The organism is Streptomyces sp. NPDC002886 (assembly GCF_042888445.1).
GTDB lineage: Bacteria > Actinomycetota > Actinomycetes > Streptomycetales > Streptomycetaceae > Streptomyces.
The window spans coordinates 486,663-510,598 of sequence record NZ_JBIAPV010000002.1; the positions used below are offsets into that span (position 1 = coordinate 486,663).

The window sequence follows — 23,936 nt, forward strand, 5'->3', positions numbered from 1 at the left end:
GCTACCCGCTCGACAGGACCGGTAAGTTACCCAATACACCCCAAATCGGGAGGTGGTGGCATGGGTCACTGGTGGTATCGCAACATCGTGGAGCCGGGGAAGCTCCCGCTGCTCCTCGCGCTGGTCTCCTTCGTCCTGTCCTTCCTGGTCACGCGCATGATCACCCGGATGATCCGGGCGGGGCGCGGGCCCTTCAAGAACGTCACGCCGGGCGGGATGCACATCCACCACGTGGTCCCGGGCGTGATCCTCGTGATCATCGGCGGTTTCGGTGCGATCGGCAGCGCCCGGCACAGCTTCGGGGCGGGCCTGTCGGCCGTGATCTTCGGGCTCGGTGCGGGGCTGGTGCTGGACGAGTTCGCGCTGATCCTGCACCTGGACGACGTCTACTGGAGCGAGCAGGGCCGCAAGAGCGTGGAGATCGTGGTCCTGACGGCGGCGATCGTGGCGCTGGTACTGGGCGGCTTCCTGCCCTTCGGGGTCAACGACCTCACCGAGGACGAGCGGCACAACCGCGGACTGGTCGCCATGAACACCGCGACCAACTTCTTCCTCGCCCTGATCGCCCTGTGGAAGGGCAAGGCGCGCACCGCGTTCTTCGGCACGGTCATCCCCTTCGTCGCACTGATCGGCGCGATCCGGCTCGCCCGGCCCGGTTCCCCGTACGCGAAGAAGTTCTACGCCAACCGCCCGAAGGCCCGCGCCAAGGCCCAGCTGCGCGCCTTCCACCACGACCGCCGCTGGTCCTCGCCGCGGCGCAAGTTCGAGAACTTCATCGGCGGGACCCCGGACGGGGAACACGCTTCCGAGAAGGAGCTGCACTAAGGCGCCGCGCTGACAGAGAAGGGAGAAGGGCCCGTCCCCCATGGGGGACGGGCCCTTCTCTTCTTCCCGTCTGCGCGCGGTCGGCCGGGGACGGACAGGGATCAGCCCGGGATCAGCCCGTCGTCGCGGAGCATCTCCCGCACCTCGTCCAGCGTGGCGTCGGGGGCGGGCAGGATCAGCTCGGACGGCTCCAGCGCCTCGTCGGGCAACGGCTCGCCGAGCCGTCGTACGGCGGCGAGCAGCTCGCCCAGCGTGCGCCGGAAGCCCTCCTCGTCACCGCTCTCCATCTCCGCGAGCAGTTCGTCGTCCAGCTTGTTGAGCGCGGTGAGGTGGCCGTCCGCCAGCTCCACCTGACCTTCCCCCATGATGCGGACAATCATGACGGGCCCCGTCCTACTGCTTGTCGAACCGGTTCTGGGTCTGCGACGGCTGGCCGGTGCCCGGAGCGCCGCCCTCGATGGCCGGATTCTGGGCGGAGGGGCCGCCCGCCAGCTCGGCCTTCATCCGCTGGAGCTCCAGCTCCACGTCCGAACCGCCCGAGATACGGTCCAGCTCGGCCTGGAGGTCGTCCTTGGCGAGCCCGCTCGCGTCGCTGAGCGCTCCGGAGGCGAGCAGCTCGTCGATCGCGCCGGCGCGGGCCTGGAGCTGCGCCGTCTTGTCCTCGGCGCGCTGGATGGCGAGGCCGACATCGCTCATCTCCTCGGAGATGCCGGAGAAGGACTCGGCGATCCGCGTCTGCGCCTGGGCGGCCGTGTACGTGGCCTTGATGGTCTCCTTCTTCGTGCGGAAGGCGTCCACCTTGGCCTGGAGCCGCTGCGCGGCGAGGGTCAGCTTCTCCTCCTCGCCCTGGAGGGTCTGGTGCTGCACCTCCAGGTCGCTGACCTGCTGCTGCAGCGAGGCGCGGCGGGACAGGGCCTCGCGGGCCAGGTCCTCGCGCCCCAGGGCCAGCGCCTTGCGGCCCTGGTCCTCCAGCTTGCTGGACTGGCCCTGGAGCTGGTTCAGCTGCAGCTCCAGGCGCTTGCGGGAGGTCGCCACGTCGGCGACGCCGCGGCGCACCTTCTGAAGCAGTTCGAGCTGCTTCTGGTACGAGTAGTCGAGGGTTTCGCGCGGGTCTTCGGCCCGGTCCAGGGCCTTGTTCGCCTTCGCGCGGAAGATCATCCCCATACGCTTCATGACACCGCTCATGGGCTTCGCGCGCCCCCTTCTAGACGGACTTCGCTCCTGGTCACCAACAAGACCCACAGTACGGGGGCCCTGCCTCTATTACCGCACTGTTCGAGCGGAGATGCGCTCCTCCTCCAGAACGACTGCTCGTCCGCCGTGTAGGGCGTAAGGAGTAGGTGCTCCCCTCAGGAAGGACGCCCGCCGTTGCCGGATCGTTCCCCTCCGGGATGGGGCGCGTGCCCGCAACCACGTACCCTTGGGTTTGTGTTTGGTAGCCGATCCTCCAAGGAAGAGAAGGACGCCGCCACCGACAAGGTGAGCGCCGACCTCTCCCAGTCCCGTGACCCTCAGGCCCCGAAGGGCCGCCCGACGCCGAAGCGTGCTGTGGCCCAGTCGCAGCGCAAGGCAGTGGTGGCTTCGACCGGCAACCGCAAGGAGGATGCCAAGCGGGCTCGTGAGCGCCGCCGGGTCGAGATGACCAAGCAGCGCGAAGCCCTCGCCAATGGCGACGAGCGTTATCTGCCCAACCGGGACAAGGGTCCCGTGCGCCGGTACGTACGCGACTTCGTGGACTCCCGCTTCTCCGTCGCCGAGATGTTCCTGCCGCTGGCCGTGATCATCCTGGTGCTGAGCATGGTGCGGGTGTCGTCGCTCCAGAACATCGCGCTGCTGCTGTGGCTCGGCGTGATCGCGCTGATCCTCGTCGACTCCGTCGGCATGTTCATCCGCCTGCGCAAGGCCCTGAACCAGCGCTTCCCGGACGAGCCCAAGCGCGGCGCCGTCGCGTACGGCCTGATGCGCACCCTCCAGATGCGCCGGCTGCGTCTGCCGAAGCCGCAGGTCAAGCGCGGGGAACGGCCCTGAGCCGAGGAACGCCCGGAGCGTTCGGCGGGGGTGGCTTCGCGGACGGGGCCCGGCTGTGGCTGGAAGGCCTGGGCGGGCTCCGCAACGCGGTGCGCCAGGAGCTCGTCGGCCGTCAGGTCGACGAGCAGATCGCGCACCGCTTCCCCGTGGGGCAGCGGCTGCGCGTCCTCGACGTCGGCATGGGCCAGGGCACGCAGGCACTGCGCCTGGCCCGCGCCGGGCACATGGTGACCGGGCTGGAACAGGATCCGGCGATGCTGGCCGTCGCCCGTGAGGTGCTGGCCGCCGAGCCCCCCGGGATCCAGGACCGCGTCCGCCTCATGGAGGGCGACGGCCGGGAGACGGGCGCGCACTTCCTTCCGGGCAGCTTCGACGTGGTGCTCTGCCACGGCGTGCTCATGTACGTCCCCGAGCCGGACGCCATGCTCGCCGGGCTCGCCCGGATGCTGGCACCCGGCGGACTGCTGTCCCTGCTGGTGCGCAACGGCGACGCCCTCGCCATGCGGCCCGGTCTGCACGGCGACTGGACGGCCGCGCTGGCCTCCTTCGACGGCGTCGACTACACGAACCGGCTGGGCCTGGACGTGCGCGCCGACCGGCTGGCCACGCTGACCGCGACCCTGTCCGGGATCGGCGCCCCGCTGCAGACCTGGTACGGCGTACGCGTCTTCACCGACGGCACCGAGGCCGCGGACGAGCTGCCCGCCGACGCGGAACTGGAGCGGCTGCTCGCCGCCGAGGACCGCGCCGGGCGGACCGACCCCTACCGCGGGGTCGCCGCGCTGCTTCACCTGTGCGGTGTACGGGGCTGAGCGCCCGAGCCCGCTCTTCACACGGCAGAGCCCGGACCCCCCTCGGGGGGTCCGGGCTCTCGCGTACCCGGCCGGCACCGACCGGAACCGACCGGAACCGGTCAGTGCCGGTAGGCGCCGGTTAGAGTTCGGCGGCCTCGCGCAGGCTCATCGTGTAGAGCTGGACCCCGTTGTCGTCGGACAGCTTCACCTGTTCGGTACCGCCCTCCAGCAGGTCCTTCCAGTACTCGCCGATCCACGACTCGGCGTCCCCCTGCGTGGTGAACTCCTCCGGCACCACCGACGGGCTCGTCTCACTGCCGTCGGCCGTCTCGAACCGCCACGTCCACGCCATGTCCGCCTCCGTTGCTCGTCCGCTTCTCACACGCTTGTCGCCTTGAGTGTGCCCGCAGACTAACCGGGCGCGCAGCAGTCCCGGCGACGCGGGAGGATCATCCTGTGGAACTCACTCTGCTCGGCACCGGCACACCCGAAGGACTGCCCCGCCCCGGCTGTCCCTGCGCCGCGTGCGCGCTCTCCGTGGGGCCCCGGGCGCGCGCCGCCACCTCCGTGCTCGTGGACGGGGCGCTGCTGCTGGACCTGACCCCCGGGGCGGTGCTCGCCGGCGCCCGGGCGGGGCATTCGCTGGCCGCCGTACGGCAGGTCCTGCTGACCCACCCGCACGACGGTCCGCCCGTGGAGCTGCCGCCGGGGCTGCCGGCGGCCGGGCGGGTGCCGGACGGGCGGGAGCTCGCGGTGATCTCCGGGCACCGGGTGCGGGCCGTGCCGATGGACGCGCCCGGCACCGGGTACGAGGTGACCGGGCCGGACGGTGCCCGGATGCTGTACCTCCCGCCGGGCGGGGCCCCGGCCGGGACCGCCGGCACCACGGGGCGGCGCCCGTACGACGTGGTTCTCGCGGACGTGCTCGGCCGCCCGGAGGCGCTGGCGCGGCTGCGGGCCAGCGGCGCGCTGGGCCCGGCCACGGACGTGATCGCGGTCCACCTGGACCACGACACCCCGCCGGGAGCGGAACTGGAGCGCCGGTGCGCCGCCGCGGGCGCGCGGACGGTGGCGGACGGGACCACGGTGGCGGCCGGGGAGTACCGGCCGGCGCCCGAGGTGCCGCGGCGGACCCTGGTCCTGGGCGGGGCCCGGTCGGGCAAATCGTACGAGGCGGAGCGCCGGCTGACCGGCTACCCGGAGGTCGTCTACGTGGCCACGGGCGGTACCCGCGAGGGCGACTCGGAGTGGGCCGCGCGGGTCGGGCTGCACCGCGAGCGCAGGGCCTCGTCCTGGCGGACGGTGGAGACCTGCGATCTGGTGCCGCTGCTGGAGCAGGAGGGGCCGGCGCTGCTCATCGACTGCCTGGCGCTGTGGCTCACGGACGCGATGGACCGGGCCGGCGCCTGGGACGACGCGGTGTGGGCCGACAAGGGCGCCGCGGAGCTGCGGGAACGGACGTCATCGCTGGTGGCGGCCGTCCGCGCGACCCGCAGGCCGGTGGTGCTGGTCAGCAACGAGGTCGGCTCCGGTGTGGTCCCCGCGACCGCGTCGGGGCGCCGCTTCCGCGATGAGCTGGGGCGGCTGAACGCGGGGGTCGCCGGGGAGTGTGAGCACGTCCTGCTGGTGGTGGCGGGACAGGCGCTGGTCCTGAAGCAGTAGCCGCGGGGACCGGTGGTGAAAGGTGGTGCACGGGCCGTTCGGGCGCCGCGGGGAGCCGCTGTACCCTCTGGCAAATGACCACGCTGAATCTCGACGACTTCTCCGATCTGATCGAGCGCCCCGACGGGGGCGTCCGGCGTGACGCCGAGGAACGCCGTGAACGGCTGGCCGTGCCGGTCGGGGCACTGGGGCGGCTCGACGAGCTCGCCGAGTGGCTCGCCGCCGCGCAGGGCCGGGTACCGGTCAAGCCGATCGAGCGGCCGCGCGTCGTGCTGTTCGCCGCGGACCACGGGGTGGCCTCCGAGGGAGTCTCCGTACGTCCCGCAGGCAGCGCGCACGAGCTGGTGCGGGCGGTCCTGGACGGGCGCAGCCCGGTGGCGATCCTGGCCGCGCGGCTCGGCGCCTCCGTGCGGATCGTCGACGCCGGCCTGGACTGCCATCTCGACCTGCTGCCCCAGGAGATCACCAAGCACCGCGTCCGGCGCGGCAGCGGGCGGATCGACGTCGAGGACGCGCTGACGACCGAGGAGGCCCGGGCCGCGCTGCGCCTCGGGATGCAGATCGCCGACGAGGAGGCCGACTCGGGGACCGATCTGATCGTCCTCGGCGACCTGAGCGTCGGCGGGACCACCGTCGCCGCGACCCTCGTCGCCGCCCTCTGCGGCACGGACGCCTCCGTGGTCACCGGCCGCGGCGGCATGCCGATCGACGACCTGACCTGGATGCGCAAGTGCGCGGCGATCCGCGACGCGCTGCGACGCGCCCGGCCCGTCCTCGGGGATCAGGTCGCGCTGCTCGCCGCCGTCGGCGGGGCCGACGTCGCGGCGATCACCGGCTTCCTGCTCCAGTGCGCGGTGCGCCGCACCCCCGTGATCCTCGACGGGGTCGTCTCGGCGGCCTGCGGGCTGGTGGCCCAGCGGGCCGCCTTCCGCGCCCCGGACTGGTGGCTGGCCGGACAGGCCAGCGGGGAGCCGGGCCAGGCGAAGGCACTGGACCGGATGGCGCTCAACCCCGTGCTCGACCACGGCGTCACTGTGGGAGAAGGAACCGGGGCGCTGCTGGCTCTCCCCCTCGTCCAGGCGGCCGCCGCACTCGCGGCGGAACTCCCCGAACGAGCGGCCGAGCCGACCGAATGAGTCACCGGGGCCCGCGGCCCTGACCAGGCCGCGGCCCTCAGGGACCCCAGCACGGACCGCGATGCCCCATATCATCGCTTTTTATGGGAGAGGTCCGTTTGACCAGCGCAGAGACCGATCGGAAGACCGACCGAGGAACCGGTGGGGATCCGAACGGCAGAAACAATCCGGCGGGCGGGCGGGGGAACACCCAGGCCGGCACCCCGGCGAACGGCCGGGGGAACGGCCAGGAAGCCGCGTCTCCCGGCCGGGAGAACGGCCGGGAGAACGGCCGGGAGAACGGCCGGGGAAGCGTCCGCTCGCGGCGCAGCGCCACCTTCGCGGTGTGGTATTTGCGCGCCGTCACCTTCGTCAACCTGCTCAGCGCGGTGTGGTTCTCGCTCGGCCAGGACCTGCGCCGGCACAGCACCGCCGATTTCTACACCCCGTACCTGCTCACGGCGGGCTTCGCCTCCGCGGCGTTCTCGCTGCTGCTCACCGTCACCATGGGCCGCCGCAAACGCGCGGCCTGGATCCTGAACCTGGTGCTCAGCGGACTGCTGCTGGCGGCCTTCACGATGGCCGCCGTCGCCTCCTTCACCCCGTGCTCGGGGAGCGGGTACGAGTTCTGCTACCCGGAGTTCCGCGTCCACCCGCAGAACTGGGTGGCCTTCGGGCTGACCGCGCTCTTCGTCGGCGCCCTGCTGCTGGGCCGCCGGGAGTTCTACGCCAAGGGCGACCGCTCCAACCCGCTGCTGGCCAGCCTGGTCGCCTCCGTCGGCCTGCTGGTGACCTCGCTGGTCGCCGCCCTGCTCGTCGGCGCGACCAACACCGACCCGGACGCCGCGGACGCCACGTTCCTGGCCCGCTGGCGGTACGGCGTGATGCGGCTGGTCACCCTGGCCCCGGACGACAAGGCGTACAACACGATCACCACGCCGGGCTGGGTGGACGTGGCGATCAACGTCATGTCCACGCTGCTGCTGCTCGCCGTCCTCTTCGCGGCCTTCCGCTCGCGCCGCGCCGTGGACCCGCTCGGCGAGGAGGACGAGGAGAAGCTGCGCCTGCTGCTCGCCCGGCACGGCGACCGCGACTCGCTGGGCTACTTCGCGCTGCGCCGCGAGAAGTCCGTCATCTGGTCCCCCACCGGCAAGGCCGCGGTCACCTACCGCGTCGTCGGCGGGGTCTCACTGGCCTCCGGCGACCCCATCGGCGACCCCGAGGCCTGGCCCGGCGCCATCGACCCGTGGCTGGCCGAGGCCCGCGAGCACGGCTGGGTGCCCGCCGTGATGGGCGCGAGCGAGGAGGCCGGGCAGATCTACGCCCGGCACGGACTGGACGCGCTGGAGCTGGGCGACGAGGCCATCGTCGAGACCGACGAGTTCACCCTCGAGGGCCGCGCCATGCGCACCGTCCGCCAGGCGTACAACCGCGTCAAGCGGGCCGGATACACGGTCCGCATCCGCCGCCACGCCGACATCCCGGCCGAGGAGATGGACGTACTCCTGCTGCGCGCCGACGACTGGCGCGACGGCGCGACCGAGCGCGGCTTCTCCATGGCACTGGGCCGGCTGGGCGATCCCGACGACGGCCAGTGCGTGATGCTGGAGTGCTTCGACGGCGAGGGCGAGCTGCGCGCCGTGCTGTCCTTCGTGCCCTGGGGACCCAAGGGTCTCTCGCTGGACCTGATGCGCCGTGACCGCGATTCCGAGAACGGTCTGATGGAGTTCATGGTCATCGAACTCCTGGAGCGGTCAAAGGAGATCGGGGTCACACAGGTCTCGCTGAACTTCGCGATGTTCCGTTCCGTCTTCGAGCGCGGGTCGAAGCTCGGCGCCGGTCCGGTGCTGCGTCTGTGGCGCTCGCTGCTGAGCTTCTTCTCGCGCTGGTGGCAGATCGAGTCCCTCTACCGGGCCAACGCCAAATACCGGCCGATCTGGGAACCGCGGTTCATGCTCTTCGAGAAGAGTTCGGACCTGCTGCGGATCGGGATCGCGGCGGGCCGGGCCGAGGGCTTCCTGGAAGCACCCGGGCTGCCGAAGTGGATGCACCGCAGACATCTGGAGAGCAAGCGTTGACCACTGCCTCACTGCGGCGGTTCGCCCGCCGCGAGTGGGGGCCCCTGTACCGGACGATCCGGGACGCGCTCGTCCGCGACAGATGGCGGGCGATCCCGATGACCCTCGGCGCGGTCTGCCTGACGGCCGTCTTCCAGATCGTCCAGCAGACCTCATGGGGCTTCCAGCCGGTGCAGGACCTCGGGTCGGTCAAGGCGGTCGACCCGTTCTGGCTGGCCCTGCTGCGGACCCCGCTGTCGCTGTTCGTCCCCGCGCTGGACCTGCCGGTGTGGGGGGCGCTCGCGCAGATCCTGCTCGTCTTCGGGATCTCGGAAATCTGCATCGGCTGGTGGCGCACGCTGGTCATCGGCTACGTGGCCACCCTGGCCGGGACCACGTACGCGCGGATCGGGCTCTCGCTGGGCCCCGACCACCCCTTCGGCCTGCCCGACTCGGACCGGATCGTCAACGACACCGGGCCCTCGGCGGCGGTGGTCGGGCTCGCCGTGTACGTCTGCTGGCGCTACCGGGCCTACGTGACCGGCTCCCTCGTGATCCTGGTCATGATCGGCGAGCTGCTCTTCAAGGACAACCTGGCGGGCAAGGAGCACCTGGCCGCCATCGCCTCGGTGATGCTGATCTGCCTGGTCCGCGCCAAGTGGGGCCCGGACCGCTCCCGCGCCCCGCTGGGGCGGGCCCCGGCCGGGACGCCGCCCCCGGTCCCGCCCGCTCCCCCGGTCCCGCCCGCTCCCCCGGTCCCGCCCGCTCCCCCGGTCCCGCCCGTGCCTCCGCCGCCGGGCTGAGTCCGCGGGGCTGCCTCCGCGGGTCTGAAAACGTGCGCGGGGCCGTACCGTATCGGGGTGACGACACACCTCGGGCCGCTCGCCCCCACGCGGCAGTGGATGCGGGACCATCCGCTGGCCACCGACGCCGTACTGGCGCTCGGGGCGCTCGTCGCCATGGTCGTCGCGTCCTTCGCCGACCCGCACGGGCAGTACGGGCCGACCTTCGGGACCCGTACCCCCGAGCCGTTCTCGCTCGTCCTCATGGTGCTCGGCGCCGCCGCCCTGGTGCTGCGGCGCCGACGGCCGCGCGCCGTGCTGGCCGTGACCGTCGGGCTCTCCCTGCTGGAACTGACCACCGGGGAACCGCGGGCGCCCGTCGCCATGTGCACGGTGATCGCCCTGTACACGGTGGCCTCCCGCACCGACCGGCCCACCACCTGGCGGCTCGGCCTGCTCACCATGGCCGGGCTGACGGGCGTGGCCATGCTGGCCGGGCCGCTGCCCTGGTACTCCCAGGAGAACCTCGGCATCTTCGCCTGGACCGGCATGGCCGCCGCCGCCGGGGACGCGGTGCGCAGCCGGCGGGCCTTCATCGACGCCATCCAGGAGCGGGCCGAGCGCGCCGAGCGGACCCGCGAGGAGGAGGCCCGGCGCCGGGTCGCCGAGGAGCGGCTGCGCATCGCCCGGGACCTGCACGACGTGGTGGCCCACCACATCGCCCTGGTCAACGTGCAGGCGGGTGTGGCCGCGCACGTCATGGACAAGCGTCCGGACCAGGCCAAGGAGGCGCTGGCGCACGTACGGGACGCCAGCCGCTCGGCCCTGAACGAGCTGCGGGCGACCGTCGGGCTGCTGCGCCAGTCCGGCGATCCGGAGGCGCCGACCGAGCCGGCGCCCGGCCTGGCCGTCCTCGACGACCTGGTGGGCACCTTCCGGCACGCCGGGCTCCCGGTGAAGGTGATCGTCCAACTGGGCCCGGCCGCCGCGGTTCCGCTGCCCGCCGCCGTGGACCTCGCGGCCTACCGGGTGATCCAGGAGGCGCTGACCAACGTCCGCAAGCACGCGGGCCCGGGGGCCGGCGCCGAGGTCAGCGTGGTGCGCGTGGGCGGCTCGGTGGAGGTGACCGTGCTGGACGACGGCGGCTCGGCGGCGGATCCCTCGCCGGAGCCCCGCGACCCCGGCGGCGGGCACGGCCTCCTCGGCATGCGCGAACGGGCCGTGGCCCTGGGCGGCTCCTGCTTCGCCGGCCCCCGCTTCGGCGGCGGCTACCGGGTGCACGCGATCCTCCCGGTGGGCTGAGCGAACGCCCCGGCCCTCCCCCGGCGACCGGTCAACAGGCCTTCCGCCAGGCGCCCAGGTCGTACTTCTTCTCCAGGGAGCTGAGCTTCAGCGCCTTCGTCGTGGCGCAGAAGCGGCTCGCCGGGAGCTCGTACTCCGCGTGGAAGACCGCCTTGCCCGCCGCGATGAAGGGGGTGAGCCGTCCGCACTCGTCGTACTGGGCGCACTGCTCGTTGACCGCGAAGTCGAAGTCCGCCACCAGTTCCGGGATCTGGTCGAGGTCGTTCTTGAGGCCGACCGACAGTCCGCGGTCGTGCGCGAGCCGCGCGATCAGCCGGTTGTACTTCAGCTGGTCGCCCGCGGTGAGCGGGAAGCCGGACCTGTTGCGGTAGGCGTCCATGTTGTCCGGCTCGACCGCGTCGAAGCCCTTGTCCCGGCACATGTCGAACCGCTTGGCGATCAGCGGTTCCAGTTCCGTGAGCCGCCGGATGTCGAGCCAGCGCTCGCCCTCCCAGCCGTTGCCCGCCCCGCGCATCGACGGGGGGAAGGCCGCGGCGTCCGGGCGGAAGTCCTCCCAGGCGCCGGTGGAGAGGTAGCAGATGGTCCGGCGGCCGGCCGCGTTCAGCTCGGCGACCTGCTCCTTGGTGGTGGTGAACCCGTCGATGTCGTAGACCGCCGCCTTCACCGAGGTGTCGAGCTTCCCGGTGAGCTGCCACTGCCAGCCGACCCCGGGGGCCGGCTGCCAGCGCTCCCCCGGCGCGGGGGCGGGTGAGAGGTCGTCGGGCCGGTCCTCCCCCTCGTCCCGGTCCGGGCCGGAGGTGCAGGCCGCGAGCAGCAGGAGGGGTACGAGGACCAGCAGGCGGCGCCGGACGGCCGCGCGGGTCGGCGGGCGGGTGGGCGGGCGTCTCATCCGGTGGCCTCCAGGGCGTACGGCAGGGTCCCCCACGGGTGCGCGCCGGTCCCCGGGACCGCGCAGTGCACCCCCGCCCCGCGCTGGGCGGCGAGCCGTTCGGCGAGTTCGGCGGCCGGGGCGCCCGGCGGGACGGCGTAGACGAGGTGGCAGAACCGCTGGGCGGGATGGTCGGCGGTCCACGGAGGGACGGCCGCGTCCCGGTAGGCGTCCCAGGGCCCCTCGAAGGTGACGAGCAGGTCGGCGAGTTCGGCGTACTCCGGGTGCGGGTGCACTCCGTGGTTGAGGACGACGGTACGGGCTCCGGCGGCCCGCGCCGCGACGGCCAGCCGCCGGTAGTGCGGCAGGAACTCCGGGCCCGACGCGGCCTGGTCCAGGAAGGTCCCGTCGGTGGCGTACCAGTCGCGGTGGCGCAGCAGGTCCTGGACCACGGCGGCGTGCGGGCGGCGCCCGTAGTCGGTGTCGGCGTACCCCAGGACGGGCACGCCGGCCCCGCGCAGCCGCTCCGCCACGGCGGCGAACCGCTCGTCGGGGGCCTCGCCCGGCCCGCTGGCGGGGTTGAGCACCACGGAGTGCAGCCGGCCCGCGGCGCGGATGAGCCGCTCCCAGTACTCGGGGCGGTCGGCGGGGTGCTCGTAGAGGGGCACCAGGAGCATGAGGTCCTTCTTCTCGTACGGGGTCACGTGCGTCGGAGGTGACTCGGTGGGGCGGCCGGGGTCAGCGGTGGGCCGTGGCGCGGCCCAGCAGCAGGCAGACCAGGGTGCCCAGGGCGAGCGCCGCGGCTCCGGCGACGGCCAGTTGCACGGCGCGCGGCTGGCCGAGGCCCAGGAGCAGGGCCAGGCTCTGCGCGACGGCGGCCGAGGCGCAGACCACCGCGGCGGGCCGGACCGCCCCGAAGGACTGCAGGAGCAGCCCGGTCCACATCACGGCGCCGAGCAGCAGCAGGGTGGCGACCCGGACCCCGGTCAGGCCGGGCGCGCCGGGCCAGAGCAGGGTTCCGGTGAGGCCGAGGGCCAGCAGCACCGCCAGGTAGGTGGCGAGGCACCGGGCCAGGGTGGAGAGCATCCGCAGCCAGAACTGCCGCGGCGAGCGGGCCGCGCGCAGCCCGGCGAGGCTGCCGCTGCGGAACCGGTGGAGCAGCCATTCGGCGGGGCCCATGCTGAGGGTGAGCGCCACCGCCGAGGGGGCCGCGACCGCCTCGGCGGGGCCGCCGGCGAGGACCTCCCCCAGGGCGGCGTACAGCACGAGCAGACCGGTGCCCAGGCCGAACACCCCGTAGGGGACGGAGTCCCCGAGCCGGGGTCCGCGCGGCGCGTGCTCCTCCTCGGCGCCGCGCAGCATCTGCCAGCGCACCGGGCCCCGCCGGCCCGGCCGGTGCTCCGTCCAGCCGCGGACGCGGAGCACGAGGGCCCGTACGCCGTCGGCCAGCGGCAGTTCCCGTACGGCCAGGCCACAGGCGGCCAGGAGGGAGGCCGTCAGCAGGAACACCCGGACGGGGACGGGCAGTTCCAGCAGGAGCGAGAGCAGCGCCCCGGCGGCCATCGGCGCGAGCGCGGCCAGCAGCAGGCGCTCCCGCCCGAGGACGAGCAGGACGGTGGCGGCCCCGACGTACAGGGCCTGACCGGCGGCGAAGGCGTAGGAGAAGGGGGGCCCGCCGGGTACCGCCAGCGCGGCGGCGGTGCCCAGAAGGGCCCCCGCGGGGGCTCCGGCGAGCAGGGTCCGCCCGGCGGCGGCCCGGTCGCCGAGGCCGAGCCAGGAGTACGCCCGGTGGGACAGGGTCTGGTCCCAGACCCAGCCGATGAGCGCCCCGGCGAGCAGGGTGAGCGTCCCGGCGGGCAGCCCCAGCCGGTCCTTGGGGCCGTCCAGCAGGGGCGCGCCCAGCAGGTAGGCGAGCCCGGGCAGGGCGAAGATCACCCCGCGCAGGAGGCAGGCGGTGAGGGGCACCTTCCAGGGGTCGAGGACCTCGTCGGGCTCCGGGAAGGAGCGCGGCACCCGGGCGTAGAGCTCCTCGGCGAGGCCGAAGGAGTCCTGGCGCCCGTAGGCGAGGCGGATGTGCTCGTCGGTCATGCCGTCGGATTCCAGGACGGCGGCGATCTCGTCGGGGTGGACGGCGGCGGCGATGAACACGTCGAGGCGCTCGGCGAGTTCGTCCATGGGGTCGGGGGCCGGTCCGTCGCGTCCGTCGCGTCCTTCGCGTCCGTCACGTCCTTCGGGCCCGTCGCGTCCCTCGCGGCGCGGCCGGGGGATGCCGGGCAGGGCGTCGGCCGGGTCGGCGGCGGGCGCCGTGCCGCGCCCGGCGGCCGCGGCGTGGGCGACGGGCACCCAGGTCCCGTCGGGACCGGGCGGTTTGAGCCAGAGGGATCCGCTCACCACAGGCTCCCGTCGGCGGCGAGTTCCTTGTACCAGGGGTCGGCGAGGCGCTGGGTCCACTCGTCGCCCGCGTGGACGGGCAGGACGGGCTGGCCGGCGAGCTCGCGGTAGATGTGGCGGAAGCCGTCCACGGACTGGTGGAGCGTGAACTTCTCCACCACCCGCTTGCGGGACATCCGGCCCAGTTCCGCACGGCGTTCGTCGTCGCGGAGCAGGGCGAGGGTGGCGCGGGCCATGGTCTCGGGCTCGCGCGGCGGGACGACGAGCCCGGTGTCGCCGACGGCCTCGCGGACCCCGCCCACGTCGGTGGAGACGGTGGTGCGGCCGCAGGACATGGCCTCGATGATGGAGAAGGGGAAGCCCTCGCTGATGGAGGAGAGCATCACGATCGAGCCGGCGCCGTAGGCGCGGGCCACGTCCTCGATGCGGCCCTCGTAGGTGATCCCGTCGCTCACCCCCAGTTCGGCGGCCAGTTTCTCCAGCTTGAGCTTGTAGTCCTCGCAGCCCGCCGGGACCGGGCCGAACAGGCGCAGCCGCAGGGCGGGGAGCTCCTCGCGCATGAACGCGTAGGCGCGGACGAGGGTTTCGAGGTCCTTGATGGGGTCGATGCGGCCGCACCAGCTGAGGGTGGGGACCTCCGGTTCGGGACCGGCCTCGGGGAAGGCGTGCGGGTCGACGCCGTTGTAGACGGTGCGGATCCGCTCGGAGTCGGCGCCCCCGCGCTCCTCCCAGCGGCGGTTGTACTGGTTGCACGGGGTGATCAGGTCGGCCTGGCGGTAGCCCTCGGTGTTGAGCTCGCGGTAGAAGCCGAGCATGAGGGCCTTGACGGGCCAGCGCTGTTCGGCGCTGCGGTAGCCGAGGTAGCGCTCGCGGAGGTAGATGCCGTGCTCGGTGAGGAGGAAGGGCACCTCGTCGAGGTACTTGGCGGCGAGCGCGGGGAGGGTGGCCAGTCCGCTGCTGACGGCGTGCGCGACGCTGTCGGGCGGGATCCGCACGGACAGCGGGCGCAGTGCGTGTTCCAGCAGGTCGGTGGCGGTGAGCGCGTCGTGGATGGTGGGCTCGGCGGTGGCGGTGACCAGGCCGGGGCGGGTCCAGACGGTCATCAGCAGGCGCAGCACCGATTCGGAGCGCAGGGCCGCGGCGAGCCGCCCGGAGCGGGCCAGCAGGGCCAGCTCGCGCAGGGATGCGGAGAATCCGCCGCGCGCGGGGTCGAGCAGGGAAAGCAGGAAGGTCTCGTAGGTCTCGGCGAACGCGCGTTTGGCCTTGCCGCGCAGCCCGGAACGGAGTCTGCGGGCGGGCGGAGCGCCCCAGAGGGGAACGCTGGTGTGGCGGTAGACGTTGCGCGGCAGCTCCCAGGTGACCGGCTCGCGTCCGGAGCCGGTCAGGGCTATGACGTTGAAGTCGACCTCCGGCATGCCGCGGACCAGCTGGTCGCACCATGTGCTGACGCCCCCGTGGACGTGCGGGTAGGTGCCTTCGGTGAGCATGGTGACATGGCGCCCATGGCTCATGCGGTGTGTCCCCCCAAGGACGGAAAAGGGGCCGGCGCCCGTGGTTGGCGGAGCGCCGGCGCTAGGTGGTTCGCGTGGCTGTCTTGGTGCGTGCCCGCCCCGCCGGTCGGGGCGGGCCGGGCGCCCGGAGCGTCAGAGTGCGCGGAGCTTCGGAGCGCCCGGGGCTTCGAACGCCCGGAGCTTCAGAACGCCCGGAGCGTCACGGCATGTGCAGCGTGACGGCGCTCTGGAGCAGCTCGGGGGCCGTCCAGGCGGAGCGGGTGCCGGCGTAGGCGGTGCCGAAGTCGGCGGTGCCCAGCAGGAGCTGCTTCTTGGTGCCGGTGGGCGCGGTGAGCGGGGCCACGACTCCGGAGGGCGCCTTGACGGTGACGTCCTTGCCGATGCGGTAGGCGGTGACCTGGTTGGCGGCGACCGCCGCGTTCCAGGCCGCGCGGCGCTGGAGCTCGACGCCGGTGTCCTTCATGCTCTGGTTCACGAGCGGCGCGCTGGGCGCGTAGAGCGCGCGGTAGCCGTCGAGGACCTGGTTGAGCACCGGGTAGAGGGTGCGGTCCTCGGCGAGGTTGGACTGGTGGACGTAGTGCGGGCGCGGGTCGTTGTTCAGGACGTGCCGCATGGCGGTCCTGGCCTCGGCCGGGACGATGTAGTCCAGGTAGCCGTTGGTGGCGTCGAGCGGGGCCGGCAGGCAGGTGGAAGTGCCGGGGTTGTCCTCGCAGATGCCGCTGCCACCGTCGGCGCGGCTGGTGTAGATCCAGTTGTACTCGTCGGCCATCTCGGAGTTGGTGCCCGTGTTGTAGTACACGTTCATCGGGTACCGGGGGACGGTCAGTGCGGCGCCCACGGGCCGCTGCACGGGCTCGCGGGAGTTGTCGCTGCCCGCCCACTTCACGCCGTTGTCGGCGAGCGCGCCGGCCAGGTTGGGGTTGTCCTGGGGCTGCTGCGGGAGGGTCTTGAGGCCGGAGTGCTCACCGGTGACCAGTTCGGTGCGGTCGGTGGTGATGCCCTTGGCGGCGGCCCAGTTGTTGTTGTCCCGGATCTGGGCCGAGATCTCGGCGCGGCTCATGTAGTTGATCGCGCCGGCGCTGTTCTTCGTGCAGGTCCACGGGACGGTGGTGGTGTCCTGGACGCAGCCGAGGAACGGGTGGGTGTAGGTGTGGTTCATCCACCGGTACTTCGCCCGGTCCGCGACCAGCTGGGCCGTCAGGGCGTCGGTGTTGCCGTTCTCGGCCTTCCACTCCTCCCCCGCGCCCGCGTTGAAGAGCATGTCGAGCTTGAAGTTCTTGGACGTCTGCCACTGCGCCGCGTAGACGGCGTCAGCGGCCGTCATCCGGATCGTGGACTCCTTGCCCTCGCCGCCGGCGCAGGCGTAGTCGCCCGGGGTGCAGTTCAGGTCCTTGTTCCAGCGGGCGTCGGGGGCGAAGACGTCGTCGACGTGGACCGCGAAGTAGTTGCGCTCCTGCCCGAGGTGGACGCCCTGGGTGACCCATTCGACGATGCCCCGGGCCAGCAGCCGGAACTGCTGCTGGTACTGGTTGTAGCCGAAGGTGACGACCAGTTCGCTGCGTCCGTCGTGGGTGTACTCGCCGACGAGCGAGGCCCGTCCGGAGCCGACCGGGGCGTCGAGGTAGCTGGTGTAGCCGGTGCGCGGCTTGGCCATAAACCCGTAGCTCTCGGGGATCAGCGCCGAGTTGTCCTCGAAGGCGACCTGCCCCCCGAGATAGCCGAAGGGGCCGGCCTTGCCGGCGGTGGTGACGGCGGCCTGCGTGCCGTCCAGGGTGCCGCTGTAGCCACCGTTGTCGGTGTACTCCAGGCCGACGCCCGGGTGTGCCCAGGTGTACGCGTCGACCTGGCGGATCCCGTACGCCGTCTCGTACGCGGTGAGCGCGGCCATCTCGGCCGAACCCTCCCCGAAGGGGTTCTCGTTGGGCAGCACCACGCCCTGGAACTTGGCGCGCGGCCGGCCGTCGACCGTATCGGCGAGGAACGCCGCGTTGACGACGGGGCGGCTGCCGCTGCCCAGGTCGACACGGGTGTACGGAACCCCCGTGTCGCGGAGTTCCGCCGTGATCGCCTCGACCGAGGACCCGCCGTCGTCGACGACGAGCACCCGCAGGTCGATCCGCGGAGTCACCGCGGCCTGCGCGGACGCTCCGGGTACCGCAACGGATGCTATGGCGGCCGCGAGGCAGACGGCGGCGAGCCTGTTCATCCGGTTCTTGTGGACCATTTCGGCCTTTCCCCCCGCAGATCCTCGACTTCGGTCCGCGGCGTGGGGCCGGACCGGGGAGGCTTCTGTGGAAATGATGCAAAGGAACCCCGCGTCCCCTTGCGAGAGTGGTCCGAGTGTTTCGGACCTCGTCAGGTCCACGGGGCAAACGTGGGACAGAGGCCACAGATGGGTGAACCGCACGGCCGCTTGATCGAACAACTTGCCAAACCTTCGAGTGGCGTGCGGACGAGTACGTGCGCGTAGGCTCGTTTCCGGCGGCCATCGGGCCCGAATACGATCGCTACGGATGGCCGTCCACCCACTCGGCCCACACCACCAAAACGGAAGCGAGAATTCACCACCGTGACTGCTCTGACTCTCAGCACTGCCGGACCGGCGACGCTGCGCGCCGACGCCCTCGTCGTCGGCGTGGCGAAGGGCCCCAAGGGCCCCGTCGTCGCCGCGGGCGCCGAGGCCGTGGACAAGGCGTACGACGGCAAGCTCGCCGCCGTGCTCGACGCGCTCGGTGCCTCGGGCGCCGAAGGCGAGACCACCAAGCTGCCGGCACCGGACGGCCTCAAGGTCCCGGTCGTGCTGGCGGTCGGACTGGGCGCTCTTCCCGACACCGACGAGTCCTACGACGAGGAGGCGCTGCGCCGCGCCGCCGGCGCCGCCGCCCGCGCCCTGCACGGCACCAAGAAGGCCGCCTTCGCGCTCCCCCTCGACGACGCCTCCGCCGTCACCGCCGTGGCCGAGGGCGCGCTGCTGGGCGCGTACGCCTTCACCGCCTACCAGGGCGGCGAGAAGAAGGCCGCCGGCAAGAACGGCGGACCGAAGCAGCCGCTCGCCGAGATCGCCCTGCTCGGCGCCAAGCCGCGCGACAAGGAGCACAAGGCCGCGGCCGAGCGCGCCACGATCCTCGCGACCGAGATCAACATCGCCCGTGACCTGGTCAACACCCCGCCGAACGACCTCACCCCCGAGGCCTTCGCGGCGGTCGCCGGCGCGGCCGCCAAGGAGAACGGGATCAAGGTCCAGGTCCTGGACGAGAAGGCCCTGATCAAGGGTGGCTACGGCGGCATCATGGGCGTCGGCAAGGGTTCCGAGAACCCGCCGCGCCTGGTGAAGCTCACCTACACCCACGCCAAGGCGGAGAAGACCCTCGCCTTCGTCGGCAAGGGCATCACCTACGACTCCGGCGGCATCTCCCTGAAGCCGGCCGGTCACAACGAGACGATGAAGTGCGACATGGCCGGCGCCGCCGCCGTCTTCGCCTCCGTGGTCGCGGCCGCCAAGCTCGGCCTCCAGGTCAACGTCACCGGCTGGCTCGCGCTCGCCGAGAACATGCCCTCCGGCTCGGCCACCAAGCCCGGCGACGTGCTGCGCATGTACAGCGGCAAGACGGTCGAGGTGCTCAACACGGACGCCGAGGGCCGTCTGGTCCTGGGCGACGCGCTGACCAAGGCCTCCGAGGAGAACCCGGACGCGATCGTCGACGTGGCGACCCTGACCGGCGCCATGGTCATGGCCCTGGGTGACCGCACCTTCGGCATCATGGCCAACGACGACGCTTTCCGTACCTCGATCCACGAGATCGCCGAGGAGGTCGGCGAGGCCTCCTGGCCGATGCCGCTCCCCGAGGACCTGCGCAAGTCCATGGACTCCCCCACCGCCGACATCGCCAACATGGGTGTCCGGATGGGCGGCGGCCTGGTGGCCGGCCTCTTCCTCCAGGAGTTCGTCGGCGAGGGCATCACCTGGGCCCACCTCGACATCGCGGGCCCCGCCTTCCACGAGGGCGCCCCGTACGGCTACACCCCCAAGGGCGGCACCGGCTCCGCCGTCCGCACCCTGGTCCGACTGGCCGAGCGCACGGCCACGGGCGACCTGGGCTGACACCCGGAAGCCGAGCTCCACGCGGGCCCCGGCCGTGATCAGATTTTCTGATCGCGGCCGGGGCCTGTTCGCTGCCAACGAAATCCGTAGGTTTCTACGCTGCGGTAACCCCCGGTTCGGGCAGAACGACCTGACCGAGGGCAGGCCCGGCGTCCCGCGTTCCGCCGACAAATGCGAAGATGGGTTCTCGGCAGGACAGGGCCCCCACCACAGGGCCGAAGAAAAAGCGGCCGTATACCAGCCGCCGCCCGGTCACAGAGGACCGGTGCTCGGCGCACATGCATGGAGGACGTGACGTGGCGAACGACGCCAGCACCGTTTTCGACCTAGTGATCCTCGGCGGCGGCAGTGGCGGTTACGCTGCCGCACTGCGCGCATCCCAGCTGGGTCTGGACGTTGCCCTGATCGAGAAGAACAAGCTCGGCGGCACCTGCCTGCACAACGGCTGCATCCCCACGAAGGCTCTGCTGCACGCGGGCGAGATCGCGGACCAGGCCCGCGAGGCCGCCCAGTTCGGTGTCAAGGCCACCTTCGAGGGCATCGACATCGCGGGTGTGCACAAGTACAAGGACGACATCATCGCGGGCCTGTACAAGGGCCTGCAGGGCCTTGTCGCCTCCCGCAAGCTGACCTACATCGAGGGTGAGGGCCGCCTCTCCTCGCCGACGTCCGTCGACGTGAACGGCCAGCGCATCCAGGGCCGCCACGTGCTCCTGGCGACCGGCTCCGTGCCGCGCTCGCTGCCGGGCCTGAACATCGACGGCAACCGCATCATCTCCTCGGACCACGCGCTGGTCCTGGACCGCGTGCCCGAGTCCGCCATCGTCCTGGGCGGCGGCGTCATCGGCGTCGAGTTCGCCTCGGCCTGGAAGTCCTTCGGCACCGACGTCACCATCGTCGAGGGCCTGAAGCACCTCGTGCCGGTCGAGGACGAGAACAGCTCCAAGCTGCTGGAGCGCGCGTTCCGCAAGCGGGGCATCAAGTTCAACCTCGGCACCTTCTTCGACAAGGCCGAGTACACCGAGAACGGCGTGCGCGTCACCCTTGCCGACGGCAAGACCTTCGAGGCGGAGGTGCTGCTGGTCGCGATCGGCCGCGGCCCCGTCTCCCAGGGTCTGGGCTACGAGGAGCAGGGCGTCGCGATGGACCGCGGCTACGTCGTGGTCGACGAGTACATGCAGACCAACGTGCCGACCATCTCGGCCGTCGGCGACCTCGCCCCGACCCTCCAGCTCGCGCACGTCGGCTTCGCCGAGGGCATCCTGGTCGCGGAGCGTCTGGCCGGCCTGAAGGCCGTCCCGATCGACTACGACGGTGTGCCGCGCGTCACGTACTGCCACCCCGAGGTCGCTTCCGTCGGCATCACCGAGGCCAAGGCCAAGGAGATCTACGGCGCGGACAAGGTCGTGGCCCTCAAGTACAACCTGGCGGGCAACGGCAAGAGCAAGATCCTGAAGACCGCGGGCGAGATCAAGCTCGTCCAGGTCAAGGACGGTGCCGTGGTCGGCGTCCACATGGTCGGTGACCGGATGGGCGAGCAGGTCGGCGAGGCCCAGCTGATCTACAACTGGGAAGCCCTGCCGGCCGAGGTCGCGCAGCTCATCCACGCGCACCCCACGCAGAACGAGGCGATGGGCGAGGCGCACCTGGCGCTCGCCGGCAAGCCGCTGCACGCACACGACTAATTCGTCACTGGGCGCGACGACCACTTCCGCACTTTCCGTTAGGAGCAACTGAAACCATGTCGGTTTCCGTAACCCTTCCGGCGCTCGGTGAGAGCGTCACTGAGGGCACTGTCACCCGTTGGCTGAAGGCCGAGGGCGAGCGCGTCGAGGCCGACGAGCCGCTGCTCGAGGTCTCGACCGACAAGGTCGACACCGAGATCCCGTCCCCCGTGTCGGGCATCCTCGCCTCCATCAAGGTCGCCGAGGACGAGACCGTCGAGGTCGGCGCCGAGCTGGCCGTCATCGACGACGGTTCCGGCGCACCGGCCGCTGCCGAGGCTCCGGCCGCCGAGGCCCCCGCGGCCCCTGCCGCCGAGGCTCCGGCCGCCGAGGCCCCGGCCGCTCCGGCTCCCGCCGCCGAGGCCCCCGCGGCTCCGGCCGCAGAGGCTCCGGCGCAGGCCGCCTCCGGCACCGATGTCGTGCTCCCCGCCCTGGGCGAGTCCGTCACCGAGGGCACCGTCACCCGCTGGCTGAAGCAGGTCGGCGAGTCGGTCGAGGCCGACGAGCCGCTGCTGGAGGTCTCGACCGACAAGGTCGACACCGAGATCCCCGCCCCGGTCGCCGGCGTCCTGCTGGAGATCCTGGTCGCCGAGGACGAGAACGCCGAGGTCGGCGCACGTCTGGCCGTCATCGGCGCGGCGGGCGCGGCTCCCGCGGCCGCTCCGGCTCCGGCCGCTCCGGCTCCGGCCGCGGCTCCGGCTCCGGTTGCCGCCCCGGCTCCCGTGGCTGCCCCGGCTCCGGCCGCTCCGGCCCCGGTCGCCGCCCCGGCTCCGGTTGCCGCCCCGGCCCCCGTGGCCGCTCCGGCCCCGGTCGCCGCTCCGGCTCCGGTCGCTCCGGCCGCCCCCGCCGCCCCGGTTTCCGCCGGTGACGAGGGTGCCTACGTGACCCCGCTGGTGCGCAAGCTCGCCACGGAGTCCGGCGTCGACCTGTCCGCGGTCTCGGGCACCGGTGTCGGTGGCCGCATCCGCAAGCAGGACGTCCTGGCCGCCGCCGAGGCCGCCAAGGCCGCCGCCGCCGCCCCGGCTCCGGCCGCCGCTCCCGCCGCGAAGGCTCCGGCCGCCGCGGTGTCCGAGCTGCGTGGCCAGACCGTCAAGATGACCCGCATGCGCAAGGTCATCGGCGACAACATGATGAAGGCCCTGCACTCGCAGGCGCAGCTCAGCTCCGTGGTCGAGGTGGACATCACCAAGATCATGAAGCTGCGCGAGAAGGCCAAGGCCGGCTTCCTCGCCCGCGAGGGCGTCAAGCTGTCCCCGATGCCGTTCTTCGTCAAGGCCGCGGCCCAGGCGCTGAAGGCCCACGCGGTCGTCAACGCCCGGATCAACGAGGACGAGGGCACCATCACCTACTTCGACTCGGAGAACATCGGCATCGCCGTGGACTCCGAGAAGGGCCTGATGACCCCGGTCATCAAGGGTGCCGGTGACCTCAACCTGGCGGGCATCTCCAAGGCGACCGCCGACCTGGCCTCCAAGGTCCGCGGCAACAAGATCACGCCGGACGAACTGTCGGGCGCGACCTTCACCATCAGCAACACCGGCTCGCGCGGTGCGCTGTTCGACACGGTCATCGTGCCCCCGAACCAGGTCGCCATCCTGGGCATCGGCGCGACGGTCAAGCGCCCGGTGGTCATCGAGACCGCCGAGGGCACGAACATCGGTATCCGCGACATGACGTACCTGACCCTGTCCTACGACCACCGCCTGGTGGACGGCGCGGACGCGGCCCGGTACCTCTCGGCCGTCAAGGCGATCCTCGAGGCCGGCGAGTTCGAGGTCGAGCTCGGTCTCTGAGACCCCGTCACGCACGGCGCCCCCGCCCGGATCGCAAGTCCCGGGCGGGGGCGCCGTCGTCGTACCCTGGGGCATTCCGGTTGACGGCTGTAACCAGCCTCACCCTGCGCCTCCGACCAGGAACGCATCGCGACGCGCGGCGCCGCCGTATTGTCTACGCATCAAGGCCCCGCATGCCCCTGCACACCCACCAGGAGATGAAGCCCCGATGATCACCCCACCCGTCGTGCACTCGCTGCGCGAGCAGATCCGCGAGCACATCGTGGAGGGGATCGTCAGCGGGCGCTGGAAGCCCGGTGAGCGCATCGTGGAGCGCCGGATCGCGGTGGAGCTGGAGGTCAGCCAGACCCCCGTGCGCGAGGCCCTGCGGGAGCTGGAGACGCTGCGGCTGATCGAGTCGGCGCCGAACAAGGGCGTGCGCGTACGGAACCTGTCCGCGGCGGACCTGGAGGAGATCTATCCGGTCCGGGCGGGCCTGGAGCAGATCGCGGCCGAGCTGGCGGCGCCCCGGCTGGCCGCCGACTGCGCGGCCCTGGAGCCGCACGTGGCGGCCCTGTGGGAGGCCGACCGCAGCGCGGACGGCACGGCCCAGGTGCGGCACACCGTGGGCTTCCACCGGGAGATGGTGCGGGCCGCCGGGAACAGCGTGCTGCTGCACACCTGGGAGTCCCTGGGCATCGAGGTCTTCACGGCCCTGTCCATCCGCTGGCTGGGAACCGTCCAGAAGTCCTACGCCGAAGAGCACGAAGCCCTTGTGGACGCCTTCCGCAACCAGGACCCCGACATCGGCCTGCTCGTGAAGCGGCACGTTCTGGGCTGCGCGCCCCGGGCGTGAACTAGCCGACACACCCCCGCGAGACCGCCCCTCTTGCCCTGATTTGCCCGGCACCGGGTGCCTGTTTTGATGGCACCCGGTGCCGACTTTCTTCATATGGACATTTCTATGTCACTTTCATTTGATCGATCATCGATCAGCGCCTTA

At 72.2% G+C, this 23,936-nt stretch carries 20 protein-coding genes; 12 read left to right on the plus strand and 8 right to left on the minus strand.

What is annotated here, in order from left to right; translation table 11 throughout:
- Window positions 1-60: 60 nt before the first annotated feature.
- A complete protein-coding gene (locus tag ACFYYB_RS08375; RefSeq protein WP_389433992.1) occupies window positions 61-825 on the plus strand; it encodes a hypothetical protein in 765 nt (254 codons plus the stop codon).
- A 101-nt stretch (window positions 826-926) separates the two neighbouring features.
- Here the strand turns inward: ACFYYB_RS08375 and ACFYYB_RS08380 are convergent, their stop codons facing one another.
- Together ACFYYB_RS08380 and ACFYYB_RS08385 are read right to left on the minus strand one after the other, a co-directional pair.
- The gene (locus tag ACFYYB_RS08380) at window positions 927-1,205 is read right to left on the minus strand and encodes a hypothetical protein (protein WP_389433994.1); all 279 of its coding nucleotides are present in this window, start codon (window positions 1,203-1,205) and stop codon (window positions 927-929) included.
- A gap of 13 nt (window positions 1,206-1,218) precedes the next feature.
- Entirely contained in the window at window positions 1,219-2,010 is a 792-nt protein-coding gene (locus tag ACFYYB_RS08385; RefSeq protein WP_389433996.1) for a PspA/IM30 family protein, read from the minus strand.
- Between the two features lie 243 nt (window positions 2,011-2,253).
- Between ACFYYB_RS08385 and ACFYYB_RS08390 the strand changes: the two genes are divergently transcribed.
- Window positions 2,254-2,853, plus strand: coding sequence for a DUF3043 domain-containing protein (locus tag ACFYYB_RS08390; RefSeq protein ID WP_389433997.1), 600 nt, complete (start codon window positions 2,254-2,256; stop codon window positions 2,851-2,853).
- An 89-nt stretch (window positions 2,854-2,942) separates the two neighbouring features.
- Entirely contained in the window at window positions 2,943-3,665 is a 723-nt protein-coding gene (locus ACFYYB_RS08395; RefSeq protein WP_389433998.1) for a class I SAM-dependent methyltransferase, read from the plus strand.
- 121 nt (window positions 3,666-3,786) lie between these two features.
- On the opposite strand, the gene ACFYYB_RS08400 is transcribed toward ACFYYB_RS08395, so the two are convergent.
- The gene (locus ACFYYB_RS08400; RefSeq protein ID WP_250742535.1) at window positions 3,787-3,999 is read right to left on the minus strand and encodes a hypothetical protein; all 213 of its coding nucleotides are present in this window, start codon (window positions 3,997-3,999) and stop codon (window positions 3,787-3,789) included.
- A gap of 104 nt (window positions 4,000-4,103) precedes the next feature.
- Between ACFYYB_RS08400 and ACFYYB_RS08405 the strand changes: the two genes are divergently transcribed.
- From ACFYYB_RS08405 to ACFYYB_RS08425, 5 genes are all read left to right on the plus strand, one after another.
- Entirely contained in the window at window positions 4,104-5,309 is a 1,206-nt protein-coding gene (locus ACFYYB_RS08405; protein ID WP_389433999.1) for a bifunctional adenosylcobinamide kinase/adenosylcobinamide-phosphate guanylyltransferase, read from the plus strand.
- Between the two features lie 74 nt (window positions 5,310-5,383).
- Window positions 5,384-6,445 carry a nicotinate-nucleotide--dimethylbenzimidazole phosphoribosyltransferase gene (gene cobT, locus ACFYYB_RS08410; protein WP_389434001.1) on the plus strand — a complete coding sequence of 354 codons (1,062 nt, stop codon included), beginning with the start codon at window positions 5,384-5,386 and terminating at the stop codon, window positions 6,443-6,445.
- A gap of 83 nt (window positions 6,446-6,528) precedes the next feature.
- Complete coding sequence (locus ACFYYB_RS08415; RefSeq protein ID WP_389434002.1) at window positions 6,529-8,502, plus strand: phosphatidylglycerol lysyltransferase domain-containing protein; 1,974 nt, start codon at window positions 6,529-6,531, stop codon at window positions 8,500-8,502.
- A complete protein-coding gene (locus ACFYYB_RS08420) occupies window positions 8,499-9,284 on the plus strand; it encodes a hypothetical protein (RefSeq protein ID WP_389434004.1) in 786 nt (261 codons plus the stop codon). Before ACFYYB_RS08415 ends, ACFYYB_RS08420 begins: the two co-directional genes overlap by 4 nt.
- A gap of 99 nt (window positions 9,285-9,383) precedes the next feature.
- On the plus strand, window positions 9,384-10,565 hold the full coding sequence (locus ACFYYB_RS08425; protein WP_327309476.1) for a histidine kinase: 1,182 nt from the start codon (window positions 9,384-9,386) through the stop codon (window positions 10,563-10,565).
- Window positions 10,566-10,596: 31 nt separating this feature from the next.
- On the opposite strand, the gene ACFYYB_RS08430 is transcribed toward ACFYYB_RS08425, so the two are convergent.
- The 5 genes from ACFYYB_RS08430 to ACFYYB_RS08450 form a co-directional block, all read right to left on the minus strand.
- Complete coding sequence (locus ACFYYB_RS08430; RefSeq protein WP_389434006.1) at window positions 10,597-11,454, minus strand: endo alpha-1,4 polygalactosaminidase; 858 nt, start codon at window positions 11,452-11,454, stop codon at window positions 10,597-10,599.
- The gene (locus ACFYYB_RS08435) at window positions 11,451-12,110 is read right to left on the minus strand and encodes a spherulation-specific family 4 protein (RefSeq protein ID WP_389434962.1); all 660 of its coding nucleotides are present in this window, start codon (window positions 12,108-12,110) and stop codon (window positions 11,451-11,453) included. The genes ACFYYB_RS08430 and ACFYYB_RS08435 overlap by 4 nt, the downstream gene beginning before the upstream one ends.
- 61 nt (window positions 12,111-12,171) lie before the next feature.
- Window positions 12,172-13,824, minus strand: a complete 1,653-nt coding sequence (locus tag ACFYYB_RS08440; RefSeq protein WP_389434007.1) for a hypothetical protein — start codon at window positions 13,822-13,824, stop codon at window positions 12,172-12,174.
- On the minus strand, window positions 13,821-15,335 hold the full coding sequence (pelF, locus tag ACFYYB_RS08445; RefSeq protein WP_389434009.1) for a GT4 family glycosyltransferase PelF: 1,515 nt from the start codon (window positions 15,333-15,335) through the stop codon (window positions 13,821-13,823). The genes ACFYYB_RS08440 and pelF overlap by 4 nt, the downstream gene beginning before the upstream one ends.
- Window positions 15,336-15,534: 199 nt before the next feature.
- Window positions 15,535-17,559 (minus strand): hypothetical protein, encoded by a 2,025-nt coding sequence (locus tag ACFYYB_RS08450; protein WP_389434010.1) that lies wholly within the window; start codon window positions 17,557-17,559, stop codon window positions 15,535-15,537.
- Between the two features lie 345 nt (window positions 17,560-17,904).
- On the opposite strand from ACFYYB_RS08450, the gene ACFYYB_RS08455 reads away from it, so the two are divergent.
- From ACFYYB_RS08455 to ACFYYB_RS08470, 4 genes are all read left to right on the plus strand, one after another.
- Window positions 17,905-19,437 carry a leucyl aminopeptidase gene (locus tag ACFYYB_RS08455; protein ID WP_327307089.1) on the plus strand — a complete coding sequence of 511 codons (1,533 nt, stop codon included), beginning with the start codon at window positions 17,905-17,907 and terminating at the stop codon, window positions 19,435-19,437.
- Window positions 19,438-19,733: 296 nt separating this feature from the next.
- Window positions 19,734-21,122 carry a dihydrolipoyl dehydrogenase gene (gene lpdA, locus ACFYYB_RS08460; protein WP_250742547.1) on the plus strand — a complete coding sequence of 463 codons (1,389 nt, stop codon included), beginning with the start codon at window positions 19,734-19,736 and terminating at the stop codon, window positions 21,120-21,122.
- A 56-nt stretch (window positions 21,123-21,178) separates the two neighbouring features.
- A complete protein-coding gene (gene sucB, locus ACFYYB_RS08465) occupies window positions 21,179-22,954 on the plus strand; it encodes a 2-oxoglutarate dehydrogenase, E2 component, dihydrolipoamide succinyltransferase (protein ID WP_389434012.1) in 1,776 nt (591 codons plus the stop codon).
- 211 nt (window positions 22,955-23,165) lie between these two features.
- Window positions 23,166-23,789 carry a GntR family transcriptional regulator gene (locus ACFYYB_RS08470; RefSeq protein ID WP_266881726.1) on the plus strand — a complete coding sequence of 208 codons (624 nt, stop codon included), beginning with the start codon at window positions 23,166-23,168 and terminating at the stop codon, window positions 23,787-23,789.
- The last annotated feature ends 147 nt before the right edge of the window (window positions 23,790-23,936 follow it).